At 29.8% G+C, this 2,778-nt stretch carries 4 protein-coding genes; all 4 read right to left on the reverse strand.

Translation table 11 applies throughout. The features are described 5' to 3' along the window. A partial coding sequence (locus A5877_RS03000; protein ID WP_086316343.1) for a polysaccharide pyruvyl transferase family protein occupies window positions 1–981 on the reverse strand: 981 nt, incomplete at its 3' end. Next, window positions 982–1,737 carry a glycosyltransferase gene (locus A5877_RS03005; RefSeq protein WP_086316344.1) on the reverse strand — a complete coding sequence of 252 codons (756 nt, stop codon included), beginning with the start codon at window positions 1,735–1,737 and terminating at the stop codon, window positions 982–984. A 9-nt stretch (window positions 1,738–1,746) separates the two neighbouring features. Further along, window positions 1,747–2,079 carry a polysaccharide pyruvyl transferase family protein gene (locus tag A5877_RS17460; RefSeq protein WP_086316345.1) on the reverse strand — a complete coding sequence of 111 codons (333 nt, stop codon included), beginning with the start codon at window positions 2,077–2,079 and terminating at the stop codon, window positions 1,747–1,749. Window positions 2,080–2,307: 228 nt separating this feature from the next. Then, window positions 2,308–2,778: SDR family oxidoreductase (locus A5877_RS03020; RefSeq protein ID WP_176273407.1), on the reverse strand; the 471-nt coding region annotated here is incomplete at its 5' end.

The raw sequence follows: 2,778 nt of genomic DNA on the forward strand, positions 1-2,778 counted from the left end.
GGTCATATTAGATGCAAACTTAATGAAATTACTATCCTTAATCCATTCATATTGTCCAGTTACTTTATGATTATATGTTTTAAGAACAATGCAAGGAGTGCCTGTTATATAACAAAATATCATTCCATGTAGTCTATCTGTAACTACTAGTCTTGACTCACTAAATTGTTTTAATTTTCCGTTCAATTCATTATACCGATTTTTTTTATCAATATCATATTTTACAACCGTATCAGTTTCAGAAACCTTATAAGACAGATTCAATAGAAATTCTTCCATTTCTTTCTGAGCAATTCTCTCATCTGATTTTTCTCGATCATTCCTCAAGCACAATAAAATATTTTTATTATTTCTATCATATTTATTCTGGTAATTTGTACTATATGAGAAAACAATATCGGGTACTAGACTCACATTTCTAATGGAGTGAGTTTTAAGAATATTATATGACTTTTCATCTCTTACAAAAATTCGTAAATTTTTATGTTTTTTAAAAACCTTCATTGTTTCATTTTCTTCTCTGATACCTAATTGAGTTTCCGGGAAAAATACAGTTTGCGGGAAAAGTACAATCTTATTTTCAGGAAAATTGTTAATTATGTATCTTCTCAACAACTCTTCTCTGAAATATTCAATACCTATATTCCCTCCGCCTTTAAGTGTAATTATATCTTCGGTTTTAATCATTTCTTTCATGGAATTCACCGCTTCTATCGTCTCATTTACAAAGAATTCTACAACTTCATAATCACCGAAATTTTCAAGTAAAAACTCTTTATGAGAAATGGTTAGTGCATGATCTCCTAAATTAGGATAATCAGTTGCAAGCATTAAAAATATTCGAGGCTTAGGACTGGGCTTAAAAAAAAGCTTTTCTTTACTTTTAAATTTTTTAGTCATCATTAGATTAATTATCTTTAATTTCACATTCAAAGGCATTTTCTTTTTAATTAATTCAATTACTTGATTACGTTTCTTCATTTAGACTTTACTCCTTAAAAATTTATCAGACACTAATTTCATTATATGTTTAGGTGCTATCAAAAAGAAAATTTGGCTGAATAAAACAAATATAAAATCGGTATAACTACAGTATCCCTTTTTTGTATATCTATAAATTGTTTTGATATAATTTATACAATTCACTTTATCTTTTCGTCTAAGATAATTATCTCGATTTGATCTGAAGTAAAGTCCTACTTCTCTTAAATTTTCCGCATACATTCCCTCAGAAAGAACTCGGAGAAATAAGTCTAAATCTTCTTTTCTTTTTATATCACTGTATGCGCCTAGATGTAATATTTCCGTTTTTTTATACATAACAGTGGGATGATTAAATGGACTTCTACGCTTTGAAAATTTAAGTATCTCACTGTAAGCTGTAGGGACAATACGCATACTTTCAGTTTTTGTAGGTACTTCATAAAATTCAGCAATTTGAGTTCCCAACACACTTAAATTCTTTTCTGCGTTAAACCTATCCAATTGTTTTTCACATCTATTTGGCAAAGATATATCATCACTGTCCATTCTTGCCACCAATTCATTTTTACATAGTTTCAAACCTTTATTTAACGCCAAACCTAATCCAATATTTTCCTCAAGTTGAACAAGATTTATACAGTCATAATTGTCTTTATAGTAACAAAGAATTTCATTCAACTCTCGTGTTAGTAAACCATCTAACACAATAACAAAATCGTTAGTTTTTATCGTTTGGTTAAGAATACTCTCTATACCTGTCTCTTATACACATCTAGATGTGTAGTTTCTAAATGTTGTATAATGAGTCAAAGTAAACAAAACATTCTCGCTTTTTTCTTGTGGTATTTTAGAGCATTTATATTCATCCAGGTTCCATAAAGTAGGACACCCTGTAACAACTGATTGAACTCCTATACTATCCAACATATTTTTAGTAGCTTGATCTCTAACACTATGAACATAATCTCTGGACAAAACTCGTTTATATAACATTTGGGTATACTTAGTTATCTCCTTGGAGTTGTTCCCACTACCTACTCCAAACAAAATGGATTGCTCACTAACTTTGGTATTAAACCTGTCTCTTATACACATCTAGATGTGTATAAGAGACAGTTTGGGTATACTTAGTTATCTCCTTGGAGTTGTTCCCACTACCTACTCCAAACAAAATCTGTCTCTTATACACATCTAGATGTGTATAAGAGACACTCTCTATACTTTGCTTTAAAAAAAGAGGTGATTCCTTCGAATAAACAGACATTAAAACTGAATAATTAGTATACATTACTACTCCTTTTAATCAATAAATAATTATTTTATTTAGAAACTGCTTTTAGTATCTTTATCATATACTAAATTGCCAAAAGCTTTATTGACTATTTTGCCTACTTTCCCTGGAAAATACCCCATTAAATAGATTAGCCAATTTAACCACGAAAACAAATAAATTTTCTTTCCATGTTCTAGCGCTAAATCCCTTACCATATAACTTGTTCTAACATATTGGTCATCTTGTGGGAAAAATATTCCTTCATCAGAATTGTCCACTCTATTCTTGATAAACTCACATAATCTAAAAATGTTTAACATAGACCTTTCGTTTTTAACATTTGGAAAAACAGGAATCCTTTTTGCAATCTTAACCAATTGCTGATAATTTCCTCTACTGTTTGGTCCATATATCATTGGTGGTCGAACAAAAACTATTTTTAAATTTTCATCCCTCAGCATTTTTAATTTTTTTTCAGCCTGCCACTTGCTGTCACCATAAAAATTAGAAGGGTTAGGTTC

The organism is Enterococcus sp. 3C7_DIV0644, assembly GCF_002141235.1.
Lineage (GTDB): Bacteria > Bacillota > Bacilli > Lactobacillales > Enterococcaceae > Enterococcus_D > Enterococcus_D entomosocium.

Bases quoted from the DNA above. Each gene is read 5' to 3' on its own strand.
- A5877_RS17460 (WP_086316345.1), bottom strand. From the start codon at position 2,079: ATGTGTATAAGAGACAGGTTTAATACCAAAGTTAGTGAGCAATCCATT.